This window comes from Rhodoferax sp., from assembly GCF_028714215.1.
Taxonomy (GTDB): Bacteria; Pseudomonadota; Gammaproteobacteria; order Burkholderiales; family Burkholderiaceae_C; genus Rhodoferax.
Genome location: NZ_JAQTMS010000075.1, coordinates 1 through 19,316, shown reverse-complemented (window position 1 = coordinate 19,316; position 19,316 = coordinate 1). Strand labels below are relative to the sequence as shown.

Here is a 19,316-nt window from a genome sequence, read left to right as displayed (position 1 = left end):
TCCATCCAGTTTCTCCTTTCGTTTGCTTGGCGGCTCACGATTGGTAGTTTCTGCGATGGACACCTACGTATATGTCAAACTCCTACTGCCACCCCGGCAAAGCCGGGGGATCTCCCATTTGATTAGCCCAGGCCAAGCTGCCCGAGGGCTCGCGAGTGACGGTGGTGGATGGCGCTGGTCTGGTCCTGGCACGCTATCCCAACGCCGAACAATGGGCCGGCAAGAGTGCTGCCGGGTTGCCACTGTGGCAGAGCATCCGTGCCAAGGGCGCGGAAGGCACGCAGGAGGACATCGGTCTGGACGGGCTGCGACGGGTTGTCGGTTTCGTGCCCTTGCACCAAACCGCCTCCGGCCAAGCGTACTTGTTGGTTTCCACCCCAAAGGATGTCGTCGTCAGACCCGCGGAACGGGCTTTTGTCGCAAGCCTGCTGATCGCATTGACATTGCTGGTACTGACATTCAGTGCGGTCTGGCTCGGCAGCGAGTCGCTGTTCGTGCGGCGCCTGGCGGCGCTGACGCGGGCTGCGAAAGAACTCGGCAAAGGTAATCTGACAGCCCGCGTGGCGCTTGATGCCGACGACGAGATTGGGCAAATGGCCCAATCTTTCGATCGAATGGCGGACACGCTGCAGACCAAGGAGGCACAACTCTCGCGCACCGTGCGTGCATTGCGCGTGCTGTCGGCCGGCAATCACGCCATGCTGCATGCCCGGCGCGGAGAACAGCAGTTGATCGAGGAAATGTGCCAAGCCATCGGCGAGTCCGGCGGCTACGGCCTGGCCTGGGTCGGCTACGCCGAAAACGACCCGCAACAGAGTATCCGGCCGGTCGCCCATTGGGGCAGCGTGGTAGATGGCTATTTCGAGAACGTCAAGCTCACCTGGAGCGAGGCCCAGAGCGGGCAAGCGCCGGCCGGGCGCGCCATTCGCAGCGACCAACCGGCGGTGGCGCAAAGCATTGAAAAAGAAACCGGGCCGCAGCCTTGGCAGGATTTCACGCTGCGCTCCGGTTGCGGCGCCTGCCTGGCCCTGCCCTTGCGCCTGGATCAGCAAGTCATCGGCGTGCTCAACATCTGTGCCCGAGAGCCGGACACCTTCAGCGATGAAGAAGTCGAATTATTGAGCGAGGCCGCGGCCGATCTCTCGTTCGGTATTGCCAGCCAGCGTGCCGAACTCGAACGGGCTCGCATGCAGCGCACTTTAAAGACGGCCGAAGAACGCTTCAGAGCCGCCGTCGAGGCCAGCCTGGACGCCCTGTTCATCCTGAAGAGTGTGCGCGGCGAAGACGGACGCATCGTCGATTTCGAATTCACCGACATCAACGCGCATGCCGAGGTGATGCTGAGCATGGCGCGGGCAAAAGTTGTCGGCCAGTTGCTTTGCCAACTGCTCCCGGTCATGCGGAGCAATGGCTTTTTCGCCAAATGCGCCGACGTCACGACCAGCGGGATGGCGCTGGACGAAGAGTTCCCCCTGGATACGCCCGAGATCAAGGCCAAATGGCTGCGCCATCAAGTGGTGCGGGTCGACGACGGCTGCGCCGTCTTCGCGCGCGACATCACCCGCGCCAAGGAGTCTGGAGCGCGCCTGAAGGAGAGTGAGGAGAGACTGCGTCTGGCAACCCAGGCCGCTCACATGGGGGCCTGGACCTGGGATACGAAAAACGAGAGATTCTCCTGGTCGGAGGGCATCGGCCCGGTCTTCGGCCTGCCTGCGGGGGAAGGTTTTTCCAGCACCGAGGCGCTGATCAAGGCGATACACCCGGCCGACCGCGAGACGGTGGCACGCGCCGTCTCGGAAGGACGCAAGCGGGGCGTCCCGTTCCATGGCGAATTCAGGACCACCTGGCCGGACGGGACGGTCCATTGGGTGCAGGGTCAGAGCCAGTTTATTCGCGACGGGATTGACGGACCGGTGCGCGCGGTCGGCATTGCGATGGACATCACCGAGCGCAAGCAACGCGAATTGACGTTGACCCAGACCAGCCGCGCCTTGCGCACGCTCAGCGCGTGCAACGAGGCGCTGACGCATGCGGTGACTGAAATGGAACTGCTCAATGCCATCTGCCAGCTGGCCGTGGAATCGGGTGGCTACTGCATGGCCAGTGTCCGCTACGCCCAGCAGGATGCCGCGAAAACGGTGCGCGTCGTGGCCCACCATGGCAGCGAAGAAGGCTATCTGGAGTCGACCAACGTCACCTGGGCCGATACCGAGCAAGGCCGCGGACCCACTGGCACGGCGATCCGCACCGGCACGACACAGGTGAACCAGAACATGCTGACCAATCCTCACATGGCCCCGTGGCGCGAAGAGGCGCTGGCACATGGCTTTCAGTCCAGCATTGCGATGCCGCTGAAGCAGCCCTCCGGTACTCTTGGCGCACTGACTCTTTACGCGCGCGAGTGCGACGCTTTCGACGAAGACGAAGTACAGCTATTGGAAAAACTCGCCGATGACCTGGCCTTCGGCATCACTACGCTGCGCACCCGGATTGAGCGCGACCGCATGGCTTACACGCACCAGCACCACGAGGAGATATTGCGCAAAAGCCTGGAGGAATCGATCCAGGCTATCGCCGACACCCTGGAAATGCGCGACCCCTACACGGCCGGCCATCAGAAGCGCACGGCACGGCTGGCGGTTGCCATCGCCAGCGAGTTGGGCTTGCCAAAGGACGAGGTTCACGGCATTCACCTGGCGGCAAGTATTCACGACCTTGGAAAAATACAGGTGCCGGCGGAAATTCTCTCCAAGCCCAGCCGGTTAAGCGACATCGAATACATGCTCATCAAGACGCACGCGCAGGCCGGCTACGACATCCTGAAGGGAATCGAGTTTCCGTGGCCGATCGCCAACATCGTGTTGCAGCACCACGAAAAGCTCGACGGCTCGGGCTACCCGCAGGGACTCAAAGGCAAGCAAATCCTGCTGGGCGCCTGCATCATTGCGGTTGCCGATGTGATGGAAGCGATGGCGTCGCACCGACCCTATCGACCCTCGCTGGGGACAGAGGTCGCCCTGCAGGAGATTGAACGGGGACGCGGCACCGTCTACGACGCGGCCGTTGTCGATGCCTGCCGTAGCCTTTTTCGGGAACGGCGATTTGCCTTTCAGACCGACAGCTAAGGGCTGGTTCAGCAGTCCTGTTCAGCGCTCCGGCGGCTTGCTTTCCTTGGGCTCCACGTCGATCACGTTGGCGTCGTCGCGCCGACGCGCCGGCGTCCGCCCCGGCGGGCGATAAAAACGCTGCCACAGCGCTTGCCGGTCGATCCGAAAAGTCCAAGGGCTGACCGGTCTACCGGTCAGGCGAGCCCACAGCGCGCCGAGCAGCCAGAGCGCCGCCAACAGCAGCGCCGCCAGCAGCAGGCTGGCCAGAAAAACCAGACCCGCCAGCAGCAGCGCGGTCCGCACCAGCAGGCTGGAAATCGTCATCATCAGTTGTTTCACCATTGAACTCCTTGCTCCGCAGCGCAATTGTGGGCGGCGGCGAAAATTGCAAGCACCGCTACAGCGTCAACGCCACGCCAGCGACCCGGCGCGACAGCGGGTACGGTGGCAGGCCTTGCAGCATGCGCCGTCCGAACGCCGTCCGCAGCAAGCGCCGGTCGTAGCAAATGACGTTGGCCTGGTCGTTCTCGGTGCGAATCGCGCGCCCGCTCCATTGCAGCAACTTGATGCCGGTGGCCGGCACCACCAGTTCTGAAAACGGATCGCGCCCCAGGCTCATGAGCCATTCGGAGCGCGCCTCTGCCACCGGATCGGACGGTGGGCTGAACGGCAGCTTGGCAATCAAAACCGTCTCGCACAATTGGCCCGGCAAATCCAGACCTTCGCCAAACGACTGCAAACCGAAAATGGCCGATGCCAGGCCCGCCTCGACACGCGCTTGATGGGTGGCCAGCAGCCGGGCGCGCGCCATCTGCCCCTGCACCAATACCCTTTCCTGCAACGCCCCGCTCAGGGCATCCAGCGCCACCTTCATCTGCGCCCGTGAGGTGAACAAGACCAGCGCCCCGTGCGCCAGCTGGCTCAGGTCGGACAGCAACTCGGCCACCATTTCTCGGGTGTAGGCGGCGACGTTCTTCGGGTCGGCCTCGGTCTCCACCACCGTCAGCCGGCCCTGGCTGCGGTAGTCGAACGGGCTCTCGACTTCCAGTGTCGACACATCCGGGTTGTCAGACAGGCCGCTCTCCTGCAGAAAGAAATCGAAACTGCCACAACTGGTCAGCGTCGCCGACGTAATCACCGCCCCACGCACCCGGCTCCACAGCGTTTGCCGCAGCAAGTCACCGGGCTCGATAGCGCAGGCGTGTGCCGACACATAGAGCAGGCCCGAAGCGCTATCGGACTGGAGCCACTTGGCCAGCGGTTGCGCCCCCTGCTCCAGCAACAAACTGCTGGTTTGCAGCGCGCTGGCCAGCTTGGGCGCCAGTTGCCCCAGTCGGGCGTACAGCAGTGAACAGGGGACGGCCTGCGAGGGATCTTCTTTGATCCGTTTTTTCAATTCGGCACCCAGCGCTTCCAGCACTTTCGACAGGCCCGCCGCATGACCCTGGATCAGGCCCATGGGCTCCAGCAGGAAATCCGGCAACAAGCCATTCTTGAAACGGTAGACGCCGTCATAGCCGGTACTGCTGACCTTGAGCAGGTCCACCACCAGGCGCGCCACGTCCTGCAAGGCGGCCTTGAGCTGCTGCGCCAGCGTGTCCACATCCTGCGCCGGTTCGACGCCCATACTCGCGCTCACGTCGCGCAGCGTTTTGGGCAATTTGTCCAGCCAGCGCAGACCCGACAAATCCATCCGGCTGGCGAACTGGGCCAGCGCCACGGCCGGCAAGTGATGCCCTTCGTCAAACACCAGCAGGCAATTGTCCAGCTCCGGCAAGGCCTTCATGCCCAGGGAGGCCAGCAGCAGATCGTGATTGACAACGATGACCTGCGCTTGCGCCAGTTGGGAGCGCGCGTTGTAGTAGCTGCACTGTTGATAGCGCGGGCAGTGGCGGGCCGTGCAGGTGTGCCGTTCGGCGGCGACGGCGGACCAGTCGCGCGGGTCCGGCTGTTCCGCCAGCTGGTCGCGGTCCCCATCCCACTGCCCGTTGGCCAGGCCCATCGCCAGGGCGGCATAAAGCTTGCCGCGGCGTCGCTCGCTGTCTTCGCCGGCCAGTTGTCCGGTGAAGGCACTGCGCGCCGGCAGCAGGTCTTCATCGATGCCAAACAGCTCTTCGGTCAGTTCGTCCGCGTCGGGGCCGGCCAGACGCTCAAGCTTGAACTTGCACACATAACGACCACGGCCTTTGGCCAGGGCGTGCACAAAAGGTGTCTCCAGCACCGCCGCCAGCGCCGGCAGATCCTTGCTCATCAGTTGTTCTTGCAGCGCCACCGTGGCGGTCGAGATGACCACCCGGGTCTTCAGCGCCAGCGCCAGGGCCACGGTGGTGGACAAATAGGCCGCCGACTTGCCGACCCCGGTGCCGGCCTGGATGACACTGATGGTGCGGCCGGGGTCCGGCTGCTCGCCCAGCGGCACGCTCGACAGGGCTTCGGCGATGCGTCGCGCCATCTCGCGCTGACCGGGGCGCGAGCGAAACCCCGGCGTGGCCGCCACCATGCGGTCAAAAGAAGCCAATGCCAGATCGGCCAGTGCGTCAGAGTTCAAAATTGACAGTCCAGAATTTGGTTTAAGGCCTTGGCCGGTATCGTCGTATTACACCGCCATAATGGCCCGGCCGCCGCGGCGCAATTCTTCGACCAAAATACGGACATGAACACCAAGGAGCGTGAACCGACCGATGCCAATCTGGAGGCTCAGCTCAAGAGCGCGCATTCGGCCCTGGACCGCGGCGAAGTGCAAGTGGGGCGCGAGTTATCGCACAAGATATTGAAGGCTGCCCAGGCCTCGGATAACAAACGTTTCGAAGCCAAGGCGCTGCTGTGCCTGGCGCACTGCGACCGCCAGCTGTCGCGCTACCGGCGAGCGCATCACACCAGCCAGCGCGCGGCGCAGGGCTTTCAATTGTTGGGCGACACCTCGGGCGAAGTGATGGCGCTTACCACGCATGCTTTCGCGGCCATCAACCTGGGGCGTAACGAAGAAGCGGTTGAAGCCGCCTTGCTGAGTGTGCGCCTGAGCGAGTTCCTGGAAAATGAAGAGCACAGCGTGCTGTCCTATAACGCTTTGGGCACGGCTTATTTCTGGAGCCATGATTTTGACAAGGCCGAGCAGGCGCTGCGCACCGCGATCCGGATCGCGGAACATGCCAGTCCGGCCCTGAGCAGCTTCCAGCCCCGCGTCAACCAGTGGTGGGCGCAGGTGATACGTATTTTTTATGAACGTTATTACGATGGTGAGATTCCTTCGCTGGCCCTGATGCGGATGCTGCGGGAGTCGATTGCGCAACTGTCGGGTGCCAACGTCACGACCGAGGCCGTTTTGCTGTTTGGCGCCAGCCTGGATGCCTGCTGGCACGGCCAGCTCGAACCCGCCAGCGCCGCCGTGGAGGCGCTGGGCGGCTGGGCTCGGCGCTACGGCACCCTGACCTGGCTGTCGGCGCTGGAGGCCTGGGCCCGCGCCGAAATCGCTTGGGCGCGGCAGGACTGGCCCGGCGCCACGCAGCAGGCGCTGCACATGGTGGAGATTGCGGTGACGGTGGAACATGAACAACTGGCCTGCCTGGGCCATCTGCTGGCGTCGCAGTTGTTCGCGGCGCAAGGCCTGGAAGAAAAAGCCCTCGATGAGCTGCGCCGCCTGCGCTTGCGCGAGCAGCTGATTCGCTGCGATTGCCTGGAAACGCGTAAGAACGTGATCGACTGGCAGGTCGATCTGCGGCTGCGCCAGCAAAGCATAGAGCGACTGGAGATCAGTTCCCGTCAGCTCGAAAAATTGTCGCTGGAAGATCCACTGACCGGCATCCCCAATCGGCGCAATTTCGAGCGCTACGCTGCGGAACTGCTGCAAAGAGGGCTGGAGCGCGGTCAGCCGCCCTGCCTGGCCTTGATCGACGTCGACAAATTCAAGCACATCAACGACAACTTTTCGCACCAGGTGGGCGACGAGGTGCTCAAGCGCATTGCCCGAATCCTGAAATCCCACCTCCGCGACGATGACATCGCGGCGCGCCTGGGCGGCGACGAATTCGTCATCGCCTTCAAAACCGCCGACCTGAAAGTAGCGCAACAGGTGTGCCGGCGCATCAGCGCCGCGGTGCAGGATTTCGACTGGTCAAGCATCAGCGCCGGACTGCAATCGAGCATCAGTGTCGGCGTGGCGCAAGCCCAACCCGGCGACACAGTGGCATCGCTGACCCACCGTGGCGACCTGGCGATGTACCAAGAAAAGAAAGAAACTAGTGCAGTTGCACGCCGGTCTTGGCCTGCAACTCTTCGCGCGTGACGCCCGGCGCCATCTCCACCACTTTCAGGCCGTGCGGCGTCACGTCCAGCACCGCCAGATCGGTGATGATCCGGTCCACCACGCCGACGCCGGTCAGAGGTAGCGTGCAAGCCGGCAGTATCTTGAGATCGATGCTGCCGTCCTTCTTCTTCGCCACGTGTTCCATCAGCACCACGACCGCCTTGACGCCGCCCACCAGGTCCATCGCACCGCCCATGCCCTTGACCATCTTGCCGGGAATCATCCAGTTCGCCAGATCGCCTTTTTCACTCACCTGCATGGCGCCCAGAATGCTCAGGTTGACCTTGCCGCCCCGAATCATGGCAAAACTGTCATGGCTGCCAAAGATGCTGGAGCCGGGAATGGTGGTCACGGTCTGCTTGCCGGCGTTGATCAGGTCGGCGTCAACCTCGTCTTCGGTCGGAAACGGGCCTATGCCCAGCATGCCGTTCTCGCTTTGCAGCCAGACCTCCATGTCGGCCGGCACATAGTTGGCTACCAGTGTCGGCAAGCCAATCCCCAGATTGACGTAAAAACCGTCCTGCAATTCCTTGGCCGCAATGGCCGCCATTTGGTCGCGTGTCCAAGCCATGATCAAACTCCTTTAGGGGTAACGGTACGTTGTTCAATGCGTTTCTCGGGATGGGCATTGAGCACAATCCGCTGCACGTAGATGCCGGGCAAATGCACGGCATCGGGATCGAAGCTGCCGGTCTCGACGATCTCCTCGACCTCCACCACGGTCAGTTTTCCGGCCATCGCCACCGCCGGGTTGAAGTTGCGCGCGGTGCGCCGGAAAATCAGGTTGCCGCTCTTGTCGGCCTTCCAGGCCTTGACCAGCGACACCTCGGGCACCAGGGAGCGCTCCATCACGTAGACGTGGCCGTCGAACTCGCGGGTCTCCTTGCCTTCGGCGATCAAAGTGCCGACACCGGTGCGAACATAGAACGCCGGAATGCCGGCGCCACCGGCGCGAAGTTTCTCGGCCAGCGTGCCCTGCGGCGTGAACTCCAGTTGCAGTTCGCCAGCCAGGAATTGCCGCTCGAACTCTTTGTTTTCACCAACGTAACTGGAAATCATCTTGGCGATCTGGCGGGTTGCCAGCAGCTTGCCCAGACCGAAGCCATCGACCCCGGCATTGTTGGAGATGACAGTGAGGTTTTTGACACCGGTGGCGCACAAGGCGTCAATCAAGGCCTCGGGAATGCCGCAAAGGCCAAAACCGCCCACCGCCAGAAGTTGACCGTCACTGACGATGCCCTCCAGGGCCGCGGCCGCGCTTGGGTAGATTTTGTTCACTGCTGTTTCTCCTATTTAAAACAATTAACGTACGATACTACCTAGCCAAATACGTAGTTCCTCGTAAAGTACAAACCCTAGGTTGATTGCCCGAAACAACATGGATATCGATTACCGTCTCGCTTTCGATCTGGCGCCAGTCGGTCTGGTGCTGTCGCGCAATCGCGCCATAGTGGACTGTAACCGCCATGTCTGCGAGATGTTTGGCGCCTCCCGCGAGTTGCTGGTGGGCGCCTCGTTCCAGGTGCTGTACCCCAGCGTCATCGAGTTCGAGCGCACCGGCTCACGCATTGCGCCGATTCTGAACCGCAGCGGCACCTATGCCGATAACCGCATCATGAAACGCGCCAGCGGCGAAACCTTCTGGTGTCACGTCACCGGACGGGCCCTTAACCCCAGCACACCGCACGAGGCCGGCATCTGGACCTTCGAGGACCTCAGCTCGCGTCGCCCGGTGACAGCCGAGCGGACGGCCCGTGAACGTGAGGTAGCGGCCTACCTGATGGATGGCCTGACCTCCAAGGAAATCGGCAAGACGCTCAGCATCAGCCACCGCACCGTTGAAATCTACCGCGCCCGCCTGATGCGCAAGTACAAGGCCGCCAACACCGGGGATCTGGTGCACCGCTTGATGGCGGGTTAAGAACTTGTAAACAAACCAGGTATCCCAGGCATTTATTGTTAAGTTCTAAGACTGGGCGAGCGCCGAAAACGACAAGGCATTACACTCCTGCCTCGTGCAAATATCACCGGCCCGACCCTGGCGGCGGTCGGATTCGGTATCGCTGTGCAACCATTTCAAACAACTCAACTCTGGAGTAATCCCATGACCAACCGTCGCGAATTCATTGTTCAACTCAGTCTGGGCGGCAGCGTGCTGGCCGCCGGCAACGCCATGGCGCAGGGCGCCATGGTGGTCGAGACCGATCCCCAAGCGGCAGCGCTGGGCTACAAGGCCGACGCCAGCAAGGCCGACAAGAAGAAGTTCCCCAAATATGCCGCCGACCAGCAATGCGCCAACTGCGCCTTGTACCAGGGCAAAGCCGGTGCCGCATCCGGCCCGTGCCCGTTGTTTGCCGGCAAGCAGGTGGCGGCCAAAGGCTGGTGCAGCGCCTGGGCCAAGAAAGCCTGATCAAGCGTTAGCCCTGATCCCAAGTCCCCGGCCCCGCTGCCGGGGCAACCGCCGGTCTTGCTGCACCGCGGTAGCCCATGCCACGGCTACTGAAACAGCTTTTCAATCCGCAGCAGGGTCAGCAGACCCATGACCGCAAATATGCCGGCTGCCAGCATGTGAACCAGCTTCATTGGGATTTTTGCGGCGAACTTGTTGCCGACAAAAACGGCCGGCACATCGGCCAGCAGCATGCCCAATGTGGTACCGGCGATCACCAGCATGGGGGCGCCATAGTGTGCCGCCAGGGCAATCGTTGCAAGCTGGGTCTTGTCGCCCATCTCGGCCAGAAAGAAAGTGACCAGCGTGGCACCAAAGACACCCAGGCGCTTGGCCACCTGGGTTTCCTCCTCCTCGATCTTGTCGGGAATCAGGGTCCACACGGCCATGCCCAGGAAGGACAGCCCTAAAACCCAACGCAGCACTTCGGGACTCACGACCGAGGTAATCCAGGCGCCAAAAGCACCGGCCAGGCCATGATTGACCAGGGTGGCGCACAAGATACCGGCAATGATGGGCAGCGGCTTCTTGAAACGCGCCGCCAGGATGAAGGCCAGCAGTTGGGTCTTGTCGCCAATCTCCGCGAGGGCCACAACGCCGGTTGAAATAAAGAGAGCTTCCATGGAGTATTCCGGGGTCGGAGCAAACACAATGACCGCGCAGCCTCCCGACCGATCCGAAGTTGCGCAGCCAAAGGTCTTGCCAAGTCAAAAACCGCTTGCACCATGATCGACCGATCAAGTATGTTGACGCAAGCCCCCGCACCAGCGTGAAAGGCGGCTACTCCCCAATGACCGGCGGATTCTAGCAGCCGGTCGCGCTTGACCGGTGGGAGGCAGGCTGCAAGGCGCTGGATAATGCCAGCTTTAAGACCAGAGGAAACACCATGACCCGCTACCCCGCCCCGGAACTCAAGGACCTGCCCGACGACATCCGCGCCAAGGTGCTGGAGGTGCAGGAAAAAGCCGGTTTTGTGCCGAATGTGTTTTTGGCGCTGGCGCGCCGTCCGGCCGAGTGGCGCGCCTTCTTTGCCTACCACGACGCACTGATGCTCAAGGAGTCGGGTCTCAGCAAGGGCGACCGCGAGATGATAGTCACCACCACCAGCGCGGCCAACAAATGCCTTTATTGCGTGGTGGCGCACGGCGCCATTCTGCGCATCTACGAGAAAAAACCGCTGGTCGCGGATCAGGTGGCGGTGAATTACCGCAAGGCCGACATCACTCCGCGGCAACGCGCCATGCTGGACTTTGCCATGAAGGTGTGCCTGAAATCGGACGAGATTGGCAACGCCGACTTCACGGCACTGCAAGCGCACGGTTTCAGCGACGAGGATGCCTGGGACATCGCTGCCATCACGGCGTTTTTTGGTCTGTCGAACCGCATGGCCTCATTCAGCAACATGCAACCCAACCCCGAGTTCTATTTGATGGGCCGGGTTGCCAAAGCCAAATAGTCGCCGTCGATGAGGTTCGTGCAGCGATGGCCCGTCCCCGGGTATGCTTAAGCTATGTACTCGCAGCATTTTGGCCTGACGCAGGACCCTTTTTCGATCGCGCCGGATCCGCGTTACCTCTTCATGAGCGAACGCCACCGGGAAGCGCTGGCGCACCTGTTGTACGGCGTCGCCGGCCCGGGCGGCGGTGGCGGTGGCACGGGCGGCGGTTTTGTGCTGCTGACGGGCGACATCGGCACCGGCAAGACGACCATCTGCCGCTGCTTTCTGGAGCAGATCCCGAGCGGCTGCCATGTCGCCTACATCTTCAACCCCAAGCTCACGGTGACTGAACTGCTGCAGTCGATCTGCGAAGAGTTCCACATCGCGCCGGCACCGACCGGCGCGCAGCCGCCGACGGTCAAGGACTATATCGACGCGCTCAATGTCTTTCTGCTGCACAGTCATGCCGCCGGTCACAGCAGCGTGCTGATCATCGACGAGGCACAAAACCTTGAACCGGAAGTGCTGGAGCAGTTGCGTCTGCTGACCAACCTGGAAACCAGCGAACGCAAGCTGCTGCAAATCGTGCTGATCGGCCAGCCCGAGCTGCGCAGCATGCTGCAACGCCCGGAGCTGGAACAACTGGCGCAGCGCGTGATCGCGCGGTTTCACCTCGACGCACTGACCGATGCCGAAAGCACTCAGTACATCGCACACCGTCTGGCGGTGGCCGGACTCACCAGCGCGTCACCTTTTGACAGCCGGTCGCTGCAGCGCATCCACCGCCTGGCGCGTGGCGTGCCGCGCCGCATCAACCTGTTGTGCGGCCGTTCGCTGCTGGGGGCCTGGGCCAATGGCCTGCACCGGGTCGACCGCGCAGTGGTCGACAAGGCCGCGGCCGAGGTGTTCGGGCCTGACCTCACGACACCCAGCGCAGTCCGTCGAAGCGTCGCCTATGCGCTGGCTGGCCTTCTTATGTTGACCGGCGCCGCAGTGGCCGGTTTCCTGCTGTGGCCAGCGCAACAAAAAGCGCAGCCAGCGGTTCAAGCCACCCAGACCAATCCGGCGAGCGCCTCGGTTGGGGTTGCGCCAGCCGCAGGCAGCGCTTCCGTGCCACTGGCAGGCGCTTCGTCGCCATCTCAGCCGGTGCCTCTGGTCCAGCGCCCACTGGAAGAAGTCGAGGTGCTGCTGCCGCAACTGCCGCAAGACGTCAACGCCGCCTGGCGCGAGCTGGCCAGCGACTGGAAACTGCCGGGCAACGACGCCGACCCCTGCCGCGGCGCGGCAGCGCATCAGTTGCAGTGCTACCGCGGCGCCAACCTCAGCCTGCCGCAGTTACGCCAGTTGGGGCGCCCCGGCATCCTGACCCTGCAGGCCGACATGAGCCCACCGCTGTACGCCTTGCTGGTGGGTCTGACCGAGCAGACCGCTACCCTGCGTCTGGCCGGCAAGCTGCACAGCATCCGGGTGGTCTCGCTAGCTCGGCTGTGGCGCGGCGACTTTGCCACCTACTGGCGTGCGCCAGCGGGTTACAGCCCCGACCTGCGCGATGGCAGCAGCGGTCCGGCCATTGACCAGCTGGCCAGCCGGCTGGCGCTGCTCGACGGTGCAGCCGCATCCGCCACACCGCAAGTTCTGGACCCGGCGCTCAGAGCGCGGGTACGGGTATTTCAGCGCGCTCAAGGCCTTAAACCCGATGGGCAACCCGGGCCTCTGACCTTCATGCAGATCGACAGTGCCACCGGCGCCAATGAGCCGCGCCTGCAAACCCAGACCCGCTAAGCCATGTCCTATATCCTCGATGCACTGAAACGGGCCGATGCAGAACGCGAACGTGGCGCCGTGCCCGGCCTGTACGCCCGCCAACTGACCAACGCAACGGCCCAAACCGCCCCCCACACGCTAAAGCGCTTCTGGCTGGCCGGCGCCGCCATCGTGGCGCTGGGCGTTGCGGCCACCGCCTTGTGGCTCTGGCGCACTCCGGCCGTTGCGCTCCCACAGACTGCCGTCCAGCCCGCCGTAAGCGAACCCAAGCCGCCTGCGCCCTTGACACAAGCGCTAGCGCTACCACCACCCGAGGCCGCGCCTGCGCCTGCGCCGCAGCCTATGGTTCCGCTGCCAGCGCCGGTTGCCGCGGCGGCACCGGCAGTGACCACCATCGCCCCGGCCAAGCCAGCGGTCTTGCCAACACCATCACCGTTACCGGTTGCCAAGGCCTCTGCCGCCGCCCCGGCCGCAGTGGCACTGCTGGGCGAACTGCCGGAAGACCTACGCCGCCAGATCCCGCCGCTCGTCATCACCGGCGCCGTTTATTCGGAGAGTCCGGGGCAGCGCCTGCTGCTGGTCAACAACCAGGTGCTGGCGCAAGGCAGCCTGGCCGCGCCCGAAGTGAATCTGGAGGAAATCGGGGCCAAGAGTTCGGTCTTCAGTTTTCGCGGCACACGGTTTCGATTGGCACACTAAGGGGCCGACTCAACTGACCAGCAGCCGCAGCCAGTCGGGCAGTGTTTTGGCTTTTTGCGTCGAGAAATCGACCCAGATGGTGGTTGCCCCACCGGCCGCGTAGATCACACCGGGCTGATCAGCGCGCTCCATCGTGCCCCAGCTCTCGAAGGTGGTGCGCCCGGGGTCGCTGACAAACATTTTCATCAAGACCTCGCCCGGGTACTCCAACTGCTTGTAAAAATTGCAGAACGCGTTGACGATCACCGGTCCCTCGTGATTATTGGGGTCAGACACCAATTTGGCAAAACCCCAAGTCCACGCTGCGACGCCGTGCGTCGCACTCACAGAGCCCGCCGGCTGGCGAGGCGAATTTGGGCTCTGACCCCAAAAATCACAACCAATACCACTTAACCAGTCGATGCGGCAGGTTTCAAGGTAGCGGAAATAGGATGTGTTGTTGACGTGGTTCATGGCGTCCATGTCACCCCAGCGAATCGGGATCCGCATCTCATAGACCAGTTTTTTCTTTTCGGGAATTTCAATCTTCATCGGTGCGCCTTGATAGAAGCAGGAACTTGTCCATAACTTGCCGCCGGCCCGGCGGTATCTGGCCAGTGGCCGATGGTCAGCCCAAGTCAAGGAATATAACAAGGCACTTGCCCAAGCCAGAAACCCGCAAGCCGGGGAGGCGTGTCAGAATCGGCGAGCCCGGAAACCTCCACGCCTTTTCGCACTCTTGAACATCCGATGAACTTTTTGACCTATCTTTTCCGCCGCCACTTGCTGGTGCTACTGCTGACAACGCCAGTCTTCGCCGCGGCAGCCGGCAACGATGCGACGGCTGCCAGCGCCGTGACCGACGCCGTGGTCAAGGTGTTCGCGACAGCGCGGGCGCCCGATCCGTTCAAACCCTGGACCAAGCAGGCACCCAGCGAAGTAACCGGTTCCGGCGTCGTCATCGAGGGCAAGCGTATCCTGACCAATGCGCACGTGGTGCAGTACGCCAGCCAGATCCAGATCCAGGCGAACCAGGCCGGCGATAAGGTAACGGCCAGCGTGGTGGCCATTGCGCCGGGCATCGATTTGGCCGTGCTCAAACTCGACGACGAGTCCTACTTCGACTCCCACGCGCCGCTGGCGCGCGCCAGCACCTTGCCGGGCATCAAGGAGGCGGTTCTGGCCTACGGTTTTCCGACCGGCGGGACCTCCCTCTCGATCACCAAGGGCATTGTCTCGCGCATCGAGTACGCGCCCTACAACCCTCCGGTTTCGGGCCTGCGCATCCAGATCGATGCGGCCATCAATCCCGGCAACAGCGGCGGTCCGGCGGTGGTCGGCAACAAAATGATTGGCCTGGCATTCAGCCGGCTCAACGGCGCCCAGAACATCGGCTACATCATCCCCAACGAGGAGATCGAGCTGTTTCTGGGTGACATTTCCGATGGACGCTACGACGGCAAACCGGACCTGTACGACGAGTTGCAGACACTGGAGAACCCGGCGCTGCGAGCCTACCTGAAGCTCGACAAGAACATCAAGGGCATCGTTGTGCACCAGCCCTACCGCAGCGACGCCGCCTACCCGCTGAAAAAGTGGGACGTCATCACCCAGATCGGCGACACCCCGGTTGACGAGCAGGGCATGATCAAGGTCAGTCCCGAATTGCGCCTCAATCTGCGCTACCTGGTGCAAAAGATGGCCCGCCACGGCAGCGTGCCATTGACTGTGGTGCGCGCCGGCCAGACCTTGCACCTCGATGTTCCGGTGTTGTCCCAGCGTCCCATGCTGATTCCCAGCCTGAACGGTGCCTACCCATCCTACTTCGTCTACGGTCCCCTGGTCTTCTCCAAGGCGACGGCGCAGTTCACTTCATTCCTGCAGAGCAACGCCAATGCCATGGCGGCTTTCAGCTTCATAAGAAGTCCGCTGGTCACGCGGCGTGGCGATGCACCCGACGCCGAGCATGAGGAACTGGTTGTGGTGTCATCGCCGTTTTTCCCGCACCGGCTGGCGGTCGGTTATTCGAACCCATCGGCGGTCGTCATTGATGCCGTCAACGGCACCCATGTTCGCAGCCTGCGTCACCTGGTGAGCCTGCTGCGCAACATGAAAGACCCGTTCGTCACCTTTGAGACCGACAATCGCGGCGGAGAAACGATGGTCTTCACGCACCAGGACATGCTGGCCGCGGTGGAGGACATTCTCAACGACAACGGCTTGCGCTCGCAGGGCTCGCCCGACATGATGGAGGTGTGGCGCGGCAAGGGCACGCCTTGAAGAGCCCTATCGGTGCGCCCGGATCGACAGCAGGATGCCGACGACAAACAGGACCGAGGCCACGATCTGCGTGGCCGCCGGCCAGTGAGCGTCCCAGGCAAAGGAATACAGCAAGGCGAACAAGGTCTCGCTGACAATCAACTGCCCGCACAGGCTGGCGCTCAGACGCTGACTCGCCAGGTTCCAGAAGATGGTTGCCAGCCAGGCCGATCCGATCCCGGTGGCTATGCACACCATGGCCAGCAGAAACCGGTTGGGCAGGGCCAACAGTAGTTGCGACTCGGTGCCGGCCAGCGCCCACAGCAGCAGAGCGCCCAGTCCGGTGGCCACGCCCAGCCAGTTGGCCCAGTCGGTGGCGTTGACCTCGGTGTGACGTTTCAACCAGGCCGCATTGAAGATGGCAAAAGCGGTCCAGCAGGCCATCGCCGCCAACGCCAGCGCGACGCCGCGCCAGTAGAAGGGCGCCGCGGCAGGCACCGTGGCCGCGTGCGTGACATCCATCATCAGCAGCAGACCGGCAGCAGTCAAAAGCAGTCCCGGCGCCAGGGTGCTCCAGCGCATGTGCTGCGGTTTGCCCAGCAGCATCAGCCACAGAGGAATGGTGCCTATGATGAGCGTCGGCAGCTCGGTACCGATGTCGCGAACGGCCAGCACGATCAGCAGGTAATAGCCGGTAAAACCCAGCACGCTCATGACGCCGGCGAAGAGCGCCTGGCGCAGTGTGGGCCGGCGGCCGGAACGCAGCTTCAGGCCCATCATCAGCGCCGCCAGCGCGCCATAACTGACAAAGCGCCCGGCCGCCAGATCGACCGGCGACAGGCCGGGCGTCATGCGCGGCGCGACAAACACAAAGCCCCACAAGGCGCCGGCCGCCAGACCGGCCAGAATGCCTTTCAGCATTACCAATTTTCCGCCGGGCCGCCCCAAGGAAACAAAGTTCGGCGACAGCCAAAATTAGCCCCCATGGGGCTGAGCCTTGCGGCTCCCGATGTGCCTGCGCACATCGGGACAAGGCGAAGGGACGCCGGTTCTGGCGACGGCATGTCCAGCGCAGCACACGAAGTGGCAAGCGTGGGGGCCATATCCTTACACCGCAAAACCGTCGTCCGCTGCAATCACCGCGCCATTGATGAAGTGGCTCTCGTTGGAGCACAGCATGACCAGCAAGGCGTCCAGGTCCTTGGCCTGCCCGACACGTTTGCGCGGCAGCATCTGCACCAGCTTCTTGCCCTGCTCGGTTTTCCAGTGTTGGTGGTTGATTTCGGTGTCGATATAGCCGGGGCAGATGGCATTCACATTGATGCCGAATTTGCCCCACTCCAGGGCCATCGCCTTGGTCATCTGCACCACCGCCGCCTTGCTCATGCAGTAGACGCCGATCTGCGGCAACACGCGCAGGCCCGCCATGGAGGCAATGTTGATGATGCGCCCGCCGGTGTAGGTGCCAGGCGCCGCGCCCCGGGCCCGTGCCAGCATGCGCTTGCCAACCTCCTGCGCCACAAAGAAGGCACCCTTGACATTGGTGTCGAACATGAAATCGAAATCAGCTTCCGACACATCCTGAATGCGCTGGGTGGTGCTGACGCCCGAGTTGTTGATCAGGATGTCGATCGAACCGACTTCGGTTTCGGCATGCGCCACGGCCGATTTGATGGAATCATGATTGTTCACATCGAGTTCGATCACGTGGGCGTCACCGCCCTCGCCTTCGATCTGGGCCCGCAACTCCTTGAGCCGGTCGAGACGGCGACTCGCCAGCACCACGGCCGCTCCGGCGCGCGAGACCGTTCTGGCAAACTGAGCCCCCAAGCCACTGGAAGCGCCGGTGATAAAAGCCACCCGGCCCGAAAGGTCAATGCTGTATGCCATTTAGAGAGTCTCCTTAAAAAGTACGACCGTTCTATTATGCCAATTCAGCGCATAAAATCGGTTTCGTGTTCGACAATCCCCGGTCGCGGTCTCGATCGAGACCCTGCTCCGATTATCAGATGAGTTCAGCCATGACAAACCAGGAAATTCTGGCCCAGTTCGGCCCCCGTGAAGCAATGGAGTATGACGTCGTCGTGGTCGGCGGCGGTCCCGCCGGCCTGTCCACCGCCATCCGACTGAAACAACTGGCGGTCAGAAAAGGCAAGGATATTTCGGTCGTGGTGCTGGAAAAAGGGGCCGAACCGGGCGCCCATATCCTGTCCGGCGCGGTACTCGATCCGATCGCCCTGAGCGAACTCTTCCCCGACTGGAAGGCGATGGGCGCGCCCTTGAACCAGCCGGTGACGGATGAAGCGATGCTGTTTCTGAGTGAAACCAGCGGCTATCGCACACCCAACTTCCTGCTGCCAAAGTGCAGCCAGAACCACGGCAATTACATCATCAGCCTGGGTGCCTTGACGCGCTGGCTGGCGACCCAGGCGGAGAACCTGGGGGTCGAAATATTCCCCGGCTTTGCGGCCGCCGAAGTACTCTACGACGAGAGCGGCGCGGTCAAGGGCGTGGCCACCGGCAACATGGGTGTCGGCAAGGACGGCGTGCCCCTTGAGACCTTCCAGATCGGCATGGAACTGCTGGCCAAGTACACCATTTTTGCCGAGGGCTCGCGCGGCCATCTGGGGCGCCAGCTGATTGAAAGATACAAGCTGGACGTTGGCCGTGACCCGCAGTCCTACGGTCTGGGCATCAAGGAGTTGTGGGAGGTCGATCCGGCGCGTCATGAGCCCGGCTTGGTGGTGCACACGGCCGGTTGGCCGATGAACGACAGCACCTACGGCGGCTCGTTTCTGTACCACATGGAAGACAACAAGATCGCCCTGGGCTTCATCACCGGGCTGAACTACGCCAACCCCTACCTGAGCCCGTTCGAAGAGTTCCAGCGCTGGAAAACCCACCCCAACATCCGCTACTACCTCGAAGGTGAAGACAAAGGCTTGAAGCCGGCCAAGCGGCTGGCTTATGGTGCCCGCGCCATCACCGCCGGTGGCCTGATGTCGCTGCCCAAGACCGTGTTCCCGGGCGGTGCCATGGTCGGTTGCGAGGCCGGCTTTCTGAACGTGAGCCGCATCAAGGGCAGCCACACCGCCATGAAGTCCGGCATGCTGGCCGCCGAGGCCGCTTATGACGCTGTCGTGGCCGGACGCCAGCATGACGAACTGAGCGCCTACCCGGAGGCCTTCGAGAGCAGCTGGCTGCACACCGAACTGAACAAGTCGCGCAACTTCAAGGCCTGGTTCAAGTACGGTCTGACCGTGGGTTCCCTGATGAACGGCTTCGAGCAATTCGGTCTGGGCGGTCATATACCGTGGA

The 19,316-nt window shown here is 62.6% G+C and carries 17 protein-coding genes and 1 riboswitch; of the genes, 9 read left to right on the top strand and 8 right to left on the bottom strand.

What is annotated here, in order from left to right; translation table 11 throughout:
- Positions 1-155: 155 nt before the first annotated feature.
- On the top strand, positions 156-3,125 hold the full coding sequence (locus PHS32_RS22550; protein ID WP_301081692.1) for an HD domain-containing phosphohydrolase: 2,970 nt from the start codon (positions 156-158) through the stop codon (positions 3,123-3,125).
- 21 nt (positions 3,126-3,146) lie between these two features.
- Here the strand turns inward: PHS32_RS22550 and PHS32_RS22545 are convergent, their stop codons facing one another.
- Positions 3,147-3,449 (bottom strand): hypothetical protein, encoded by a 303-nt coding sequence (locus PHS32_RS22545; protein ID WP_301081691.1) that lies wholly within the window; start codon positions 3,447-3,449, stop codon positions 3,147-3,149.
- A gap of 55 nt (positions 3,450-3,504) precedes the next feature.
- Complete coding sequence (gene dinG, locus PHS32_RS22540; RefSeq protein WP_301081690.1) at positions 3,505-5,655, bottom strand: ATP-dependent DNA helicase DinG; 2,151 nt, start codon at positions 5,653-5,655, stop codon at positions 3,505-3,507.
- A gap of 105 nt (positions 5,656-5,760) precedes the next feature.
- Here dinG and PHS32_RS22535 point away from each other — a divergent pair, with 105 nt between their 5' ends.
- Positions 5,761-7,389 carry a tetratricopeptide repeat-containing diguanylate cyclase gene (locus tag PHS32_RS22535; protein WP_301081689.1) on the top strand — a complete coding sequence of 543 codons (1,629 nt, stop codon included), beginning with the start codon at positions 5,761-5,763 and terminating at the stop codon, positions 7,387-7,389.
- Here the strand turns inward: PHS32_RS22535 and PHS32_RS22530 are convergent.
- Both PHS32_RS22530 and PHS32_RS22525 read right to left on the bottom strand, forming a co-directional pair.
- Positions 7,343-7,981, bottom strand: coding sequence for a 3-oxoacid CoA-transferase subunit B (locus tag PHS32_RS22530; RefSeq protein WP_301081688.1), 639 nt, complete (start codon positions 7,979-7,981; stop codon positions 7,343-7,345). The two genes, PHS32_RS22535 and PHS32_RS22530, sit on opposite strands and share 47 nt — an antisense overlap.
- A gap of 2 nt (positions 7,982-7,983) precedes the next feature.
- The gene (locus tag PHS32_RS22525; protein WP_301081687.1) at positions 7,984-8,688 is read right to left on the bottom strand and encodes a CoA transferase subunit A; all 705 of its coding nucleotides are present in this window, start codon (positions 8,686-8,688) and stop codon (positions 7,984-7,986) included.
- Positions 8,689-8,788: 100 nt separating this feature from the next.
- On the opposite strand from PHS32_RS22525, the gene PHS32_RS22520 reads away from it, so the two are divergent.
- Together PHS32_RS22520 and PHS32_RS22515 are read left to right on the top strand one after the other, a co-directional pair.
- On the top strand, positions 8,789-9,331 hold the full coding sequence (locus PHS32_RS22520) for a PAS and helix-turn-helix domain-containing protein (protein ID WP_301081686.1): 543 nt from the start codon (positions 8,789-8,791) through the stop codon (positions 9,329-9,331).
- A 183-nt stretch (positions 9,332-9,514) separates the two neighbouring features.
- Positions 9,515-9,820: a high-potential iron-sulfur protein gene (locus tag PHS32_RS22515; RefSeq protein WP_301081685.1), complete on the top strand. Its 306-nt coding sequence runs from the start codon at positions 9,515-9,517 to the stop codon at positions 9,818-9,820.
- Positions 9,821-9,906: 86 nt separating this feature from the next.
- On the opposite strand, the gene PHS32_RS22510 is transcribed toward PHS32_RS22515, so the two are convergent.
- The gene (locus tag PHS32_RS22510) at positions 9,907-10,482 is read right to left on the bottom strand and encodes a TMEM165/GDT1 family protein (RefSeq protein ID WP_301081684.1); all 576 of its coding nucleotides are present in this window, start codon (positions 10,480-10,482) and stop codon (positions 9,907-9,909) included.
- A 2-nt stretch (positions 10,483-10,484) separates the two neighbouring features.
- A riboswitch (yybP-ykoY riboswitch) is annotated at positions 10,485-10,660 on the bottom strand.
- Positions 10,661-10,745: 85 nt separating this feature from the next.
- Here PHS32_RS22510 and PHS32_RS22505 point away from each other — a divergent pair.
- Genes PHS32_RS22505 through PHS32_RS22495 form a run of 3 tightly spaced genes read left to right on the top strand, consistent with a single transcriptional unit; the run spans position 10,746 to position 13,760 of the window.
- Entirely contained in the window at positions 10,746-11,315 is a 570-nt protein-coding gene (locus PHS32_RS22505; protein WP_301081683.1) for a peroxidase-related enzyme, read from the top strand.
- Between the two features lie 54 nt (positions 11,316-11,369).
- A complete protein-coding gene (locus PHS32_RS22500) occupies positions 11,370-13,079 on the top strand; it encodes an ExeA family protein (RefSeq protein WP_301081681.1) in 1,710 nt (569 codons plus the stop codon).
- Between the two features lie 3 nt (positions 13,080-13,082).
- Positions 13,083-13,760, top strand: coding sequence for a general secretion pathway protein GspB (locus PHS32_RS22495; RefSeq protein WP_301081680.1), 678 nt, complete (start codon positions 13,083-13,085; stop codon positions 13,758-13,760).
- Between the two features lie 9 nt (positions 13,761-13,769).
- On the opposite strand, the gene PHS32_RS22490 is transcribed toward PHS32_RS22495, so the two are convergent.
- Positions 13,770-14,291: an acyl-CoA thioesterase gene (locus tag PHS32_RS22490; protein ID WP_301081679.1), complete on the bottom strand. Its 522-nt coding sequence runs from the start codon at positions 14,289-14,291 to the stop codon at positions 13,770-13,772.
- A 198-nt stretch (positions 14,292-14,489) separates the two neighbouring features.
- On the opposite strand from PHS32_RS22490, the gene PHS32_RS22485 reads away from it, so the two are divergent.
- Positions 14,490-16,019, top strand: coding sequence for a S1C family serine protease (locus PHS32_RS22485; RefSeq protein ID WP_301081678.1), 1,530 nt, complete (start codon positions 14,490-14,492; stop codon positions 16,017-16,019).
- Between the two features lie 6 nt (positions 16,020-16,025).
- Here PHS32_RS22485 and PHS32_RS22480 read toward each other — a convergent pair whose 3' ends face one another.
- Both PHS32_RS22480 and PHS32_RS22475 read right to left on the bottom strand, forming a co-directional pair.
- Positions 16,026-16,919 (bottom strand): DMT family transporter, encoded by an 894-nt coding sequence (locus tag PHS32_RS22480; RefSeq protein WP_301081677.1) that lies wholly within the window; start codon positions 16,917-16,919, stop codon positions 16,026-16,028.
- Between the two features lie 186 nt (positions 16,920-17,105).
- Positions 17,106-17,888, bottom strand: coding sequence for an SDR family oxidoreductase (locus tag PHS32_RS22475; protein ID WP_301081676.1), 783 nt, complete (start codon positions 17,886-17,888; stop codon positions 17,106-17,108).
- Between the two features lie 131 nt (positions 17,889-18,019).
- Between PHS32_RS22475 and PHS32_RS22470 the strand changes: the two genes are divergently transcribed.
- The coding region (locus tag PHS32_RS22470) for an NAD(P)/FAD-dependent oxidoreductase (protein ID WP_301081675.1) at positions 18,020-19,316 on the top strand (1,297 nt) is incomplete at its 3' end.

Bases quoted from the DNA above. Each gene is read 5' to 3' on its own strand.
- PHS32_RS22545 (WP_301081691.1), bottom strand. From the start codon at position 3,449: ATGGTGAAACAACTGATGATGACGATTTCCAGCCTGCTGGTGCGGACC.
- PHS32_RS22535 (WP_301081689.1), top strand. From the start codon at position 5,761: ATGAACACCAAGGAGCGTGAACCGACCGATGCCAATCTGGAGGCTCAG.
- PHS32_RS22530 (WP_301081688.1), bottom strand. From the start codon at position 7,981: ATGGCTTGGACACGCGACCAAATGGCGGCCATTGCGGCCAAGGAATTG.
- PHS32_RS22520 (WP_301081686.1), top strand. From the start codon at position 8,789: ATGGATATCGATTACCGTCTCGCTTTCGATCTGGCGCCAGTCGGTCTG.
- PHS32_RS22515 (WP_301081685.1), top strand. From the start codon at position 9,515: ATGACCAACCGTCGCGAATTCATTGTTCAACTCAGTCTGGGCGGCAGC.
- PHS32_RS22510 (WP_301081684.1), bottom strand. From the start codon at position 10,482: ATGGAAGCTCTCTTTATTTCAACCGGCGTTGTGGCCCTCGCGGAGATT.
- PHS32_RS22505 (WP_301081683.1), top strand. From the start codon at position 10,746: ATGACCCGCTACCCCGCCCCGGAACTCAAGGACCTGCCCGACGACATC.
- PHS32_RS22500 (WP_301081681.1), top strand. From the start codon at position 11,370: ATGTACTCGCAGCATTTTGGCCTGACGCAGGACCCTTTTTCGATCGCG.
- PHS32_RS22495 (WP_301081680.1), top strand. From the start codon at position 13,083: ATGTCCTATATCCTCGATGCACTGAAACGGGCCGATGCAGAACGCGAA.
- PHS32_RS22490 (WP_301081679.1), bottom strand. From the start codon at position 14,291: ATGAAGATTGAAATTCCCGAAAAGAAAAAACTGGTCTATGAGATGCGG.
- PHS32_RS22485 (WP_301081678.1), top strand. From the start codon at position 14,490: ATGAACTTTTTGACCTATCTTTTCCGCCGCCACTTGCTGGTGCTACTG.
- PHS32_RS22480 (WP_301081677.1), bottom strand. From the start codon at position 16,919: ATGCTGAAAGGCATTCTGGCCGGTCTGGCGGCCGGCGCCTTGTGGGGC.
- PHS32_RS22475 (WP_301081676.1), bottom strand. From the start codon at position 17,888: ATGGCATACAGCATTGACCTTTCGGGCCGGGTGGCTTTTATCACCGGC.